The sequence below is a fragment of the Albidovulum sp. genome (assembly GCF_049646345.1).
Lineage (GTDB): Bacteria > Pseudomonadota > Alphaproteobacteria > Rhodobacterales > Rhodobacteraceae > Albidovulum.
This window is the reverse complement of sequence record NZ_JBARVQ010000230.1, coordinates 1-4,109: the sequence shown is the minus strand read 5'-3', so window position 1 is coordinate 4,109 and position 4,109 is coordinate 1. Positions and strand designations below refer to the sequence as shown.

The following is a 4,109-nucleotide window of genomic DNA, read 5'->3' as shown; positions in this document are numbered from 1 at the left end:
GTCTGCGGCGGCGGCGTGGTGATCGCCGGCGCGATGGAGGAACTCGCGCGCCTTGCCGCCCGGCTCGACATTCCGGTCGCGACCTCTATTTCGGGTCAGGGATCGCTGGCAGAGACCCATCCGAATGCCGTGGGTGTCGTCGGATCGAACGGCGGCACGGATGAGACATGGTCGGCGATGGAGGCGGCGGACCTCGTGATCTTCATGGGGTGCCGCGCCGGGTCGACGACCACCGCGCGGTGGGAAGCGCCGAAACCCGGCGCGCGGATCGTGCATTTCGACAGCGACCCGATGGTGATCGGCGCGAACTATCCGACCGAGGTCGGGGTGGTCGCCGACCTGCGGCTGGCTTTGGCCGAGGTGAACCGCCTTCTGGATCAACGTGCCGATACGCATGCCGAATTCGGTGGTGCTGCCATTGCCGCCGACATCCGCAGCCGCAAGTTCGACCGTTTTCGGACGCTTGCGGCAAGTGACGAAGCGCCCATCCGGCCCGAACGCGTGATCGCGACGCTTCAGCGCGTCCTGCCTGAGGATGCCGTGATCCTCTCGGACCCCGGTACAAGCTGCCCCTACTTTTCAGCCTATTACCAACTGCCGCAGGCGGGGCGGCATTTCATCACCAACCGGGCGCATGGGGCGTTGGGGTATGCGTTGCCCGCCGCGCTCGGTGCCTGGTACGGGCGGCCGGATGCCAAGGTTGTGGCATTGATGGGCGACGGGTCCTTCGGCTTCAATTGCGGCGAGCTGGAGACGATCTGCCGAGCGCGGGCCGATATCACCTTCATCGTCTTTTCGAATTCCAGTTTCGGCTGGATCAAGGCCAGTCAGAGGGCCGACAAGGGTGCCCGCTATTACAATGTAGATTTCAACCGCACCGATCAGGCCGCAGTCGCCGCCGCGTTCGGGGTGAAAAGCTGGCGGGTCGAAGACCCGGCGACGCTGGACGCCGTGCTGCGCGAGGCCGTGGGCCATGACGGCCCGACGCTCGTCGATATCGTGACCCAGCCACTCGAAGAAGCCGCGGCCCCGGTCCGGCGGTGGATGGGATGAGCATGAAACCCGGAACCGTTGCGGTCATCGGTGCAGGCATTGTCGGCGTCTCGACCGCGATCTGGCTGCAACGGTCAGGCCACCGGGTGATCCTGATCGACAAGTCGGGACCGGGCGAGGGCACGAGCCATGGCAATGGAGGGGTGCTCGCTTCCTGCTCCATCGTGCCGGTGACGGTGCCGGGGCTGTTGCGCAAGGCGCCCCGGATGCTGTTTGATCCGAACCAGCCCCTCTTTCTGAAATGGGGCTACCTGCCGAAACTCACGCCCTGGCTTCTTCGCTATCTCGGCAATGCCAATGCCGACGCGGTGCGCCGACGAGCGGCGGCCATGGCCCCGATCATCGGTGACAGCCTTGCCGAGCATCAGGCCTTGTCCAAGGGGACAGGGGCCGAAAAATGGCTGCATCCGGCGGACTACCTCTTTCTTTACAACGACCGCGCGCATTACGAGGGCGATGCCTTCGGCTGGTCGGTGCGGGCCGATCACGGCTTCAAATGGGACCTGCTGGAAGGTGGGGCGCTGCGCGACTACGACCCGGCCTATTCGCCAGCCCTTGGATGCGCCGCGCGGCTGAAGGACCATGGCCGCATCTCCGATCCCGGCCGCTATGTGAAGGACCTCGCCGCGCATGCCGAGGCCGAGGGTGCGCGGTTGGTCATCGGTGAGGCAACCGACATCGCCCGCGAAAACGGCCACGTGACCGGTGTCCTTGTGGGCGGAGAGACCATCGCCTGCGATGCCGCCGTTCTGGCCACCGGGGTCTGGTCGAAGCCCATCGCCGAAAAACTGGGCCTGAAGATGCCGCTGGAAACCGAACGCGGCTATCATCTGGAACTGTGGGAGCCGAATATCATGCCCCGCTCACCGGTCATGGTCTCTTCGGGCAAGTTCGTGGTAACGCCGATGGAGGGGCGGCTGCGGCTCGCGGGCATTGTCGAGTTCGGCGGGCTGGACGCCCCGCCATCCCGCGCGCCTTTCCGGCTGCTGGAACGTTCGATCCGCGCGGCGATTCCCGGGATCGCGTGGAAAGAAACGGTGGAATGGATGGGGCACCGGCCCTCTTTGACCGATTCCACCCCCGTCATCGGCGCCGTTCCGGGCCTCAAAGGTGCCTTTCTCGGCTTCGGTCACGACCATGTCGGACTGACCGGCGGACCGAAGACCGGCCGCATCCTTGCCCAGCTCATCGCAGGCTCCGTGCCAAACATAAACCTTGCGCCCTACGCGCCTGACCGCTTTCAATGAATACGGACGAAGAAGCCGAAGGAACGAAAACACACATCAACACGGGAGAACGAGATGCAAAGACTGTCCTATCTGCTTGCCGCCACGGCCCTGACTGCAGGTGCGGCGACGGCCGAGACCTGGGATATGCCGATGGCCTATCCGGCGACAAATTATCACACCGAAAACGGCGTCACCTTTGCCCAATGCGTGACCGACAGCTCTGGCGGGGCACTCGAGATCGTGGTTCATCCCAACGGATCGCTCTTTTCGGGCAGCGATATCAAGCGCGCGGTCCAGACCGGGCAAGCACCGATCGGCGAGCGGCTTCTGTCGGCCCATGCCAATGAAAACCCGATGTTCGGGGTGGATTCGATCCCCTTCCTCGCGACCTCCTTCGATGACAGCAACAAGCTGGCCGCCGCCGCCCATGACGCGATTGTTGCGGCGCTCGATGAACAGAACCTGGTCTATGTCTATTCGGTGCCATGGCCGCCGCAGGGCTTCTACTTCAAGAAAGAGGTCAACACCGTGGCCGACATGTCGGGCGTGAAGTTCCGCGCCTACAATGCCGCCACCGCGCGCATCGCCGAACTGGCGGGTATGACGCCGGTGCAGATCGAGGCGGCGGAACTCAGCCAGGCGCTGGCAACGGGTGTGGCGGAAAGCTTCATTTCCTCTGGCTCGACCGGTGTCGACTCCAAGGTCTGGGAAAGCCTCACGCATTTCTATGACGTGCAGGCCTGGCTGCCGCGCAACACGATCTTCGTGAACAAGGACAGCTTCAATGCGCTCGACGACGCAGCCAAGGCCGCGATCATTGATTGCGGTGCCAAGGCCGGGGCTTCGGGTGAGGCACGGGCGCGCGAGCTGACAGCCGAATACCTGAAGACGCTGGCCGAAAACGGCATGACAGTGTCCGAGCCTTCCGCCGAGTTGAAGGACGGTCTGAAAGGGTTCGGGGCGACCATGACCGAGGAATGGATTGCCGCTGCGGGCGACAACGGCAAGGCCGTAGTCGACGCCTATATGGCTGAATAATCCGGCGAAGCGCGCGGGGGGCAGTCCCCGCGCGCCACATCTGTGACAGAGGAACCCGACATGGACCAAGAAACCCGCCCCGGCGCGCTGCGACGGGCGCTAGACAGTCTTTATGGCGTCTGCGCGTCCCTCGCCGCCTTGTGCCTTGTCTCGATGCTCGCCGTGATCGTCATACAAATGATCGCCCGCTGGTCGTCCTTCACCTTCCCCGGTGCCACCGACTATGCAGGCTACCTTATGGCGGCGGCTTCGTTTCTTGCCTTCGCCGGGGCGCTGAATTCCGGCGCGCATATCCGCGTCGGCCTGTTCCTGAACGCCCTGGGCAAACGGCGCTATTGGGGGGAACTTTGGTGCCTGCTGATCGGTTCCGCGGCCTCATGCTTTCTGGCCTGGTATGCGGTCCGGCTGGTCTACTGGTCGTGGAAGCTGAAGGATGTCAGTCAGGGGCAGGATGCGACGCCTCTCTGGATCGTGCAGATGCCGGTCGCTTTCGGCGCGATCCTTCTGGCCATCGCATTCGCTGACAACCTGATCACGCTGATCCTGACCGGCCGCGACAATATTCGCGACGATGTCGCGGTTCAGAGCCACGCGGAATAGGGGGCGGGTATGGCACAGGAATTCTTGCCGCTGGCGATCTTTCTCTTCACCCTCTTCCTGCTGCTGGGCTCTGGCGTCTGGATCGGGTTGGCGCTCTTGGGCGTTGCCTTTGTGGGGATGGAGCTTTTCACCACGCGCCCCGTCGGCGATGCGATGATGACGACGATCTGGCGATCCTCGTCCTCGTGG

The 4,109-nt window shown here is 64.0% G+C and carries 4 protein-coding genes and 1 pseudogene; all 5 read left to right on the top strand.

Annotated features, from left to right (window positions below; translation table 11 throughout):
* Positions 1 to 1,053 (top strand): thiamine pyrophosphate-binding protein (locus WBB85_RS05525; protein ID WP_432637629.1); only part of this gene is annotated, 1,053 nt, incomplete at its 5' end.
* Positions 1,050 to 2,300 (top strand): NAD(P)/FAD-dependent oxidoreductase, encoded by a 1,251-nt coding sequence (locus WBB85_RS05520; protein ID WP_432637628.1) that lies wholly within the window; start codon positions 1,050 to 1,052, stop codon positions 2,298 to 2,300. The genes WBB85_RS05525 and WBB85_RS05520, both read left to right, overlap by 4 nt.
* Positions 2,301 to 2,354: 54 nt before the next feature.
* Positions 2,355 to 3,320, top strand: coding sequence for a TRAP transporter substrate-binding protein (locus WBB85_RS05515; RefSeq protein WP_432637627.1), 966 nt, complete (start codon positions 2,355 to 2,357; stop codon positions 3,318 to 3,320).
* A 60-nt stretch (positions 3,321 to 3,380) separates the two neighbouring features.
* Entirely contained in the window at positions 3,381 to 3,920 is a 540-nt protein-coding gene (locus WBB85_RS05510) for a TRAP transporter small permease (RefSeq protein ID WP_432637626.1), read from the top strand.
* A gap of 9 nt (positions 3,921 to 3,929) precedes the next feature.
* A pseudogene (locus tag WBB85_RS05505) lies at positions 3,930 to 4,109 on the top strand (C4-dicarboxylate ABC transporter permease); the annotation flags it as partial.

Excerpts from the sequence above, each read along its gene's own strand:
- WBB85_RS05515 (WP_432637627.1), top strand. The coding sequence starts at position 2,355 with ATGCAAAGACTGTCCTATCTGCTTGCCGCCACGGCCCTGACTGCAGGT.
- WBB85_RS05510 (WP_432637626.1), top strand. The coding sequence starts at position 3,381 with ATGGACCAAGAAACCCGCCCCGGCGCGCTGCGACGGGCGCTAGACAGT.
- WBB85_RS05520 (WP_432637628.1), top strand. The coding sequence starts at position 1,050 with ATGAGCATGAAACCCGGAACCGTTGCGGTCATCGGTGCAGGCATTGTC.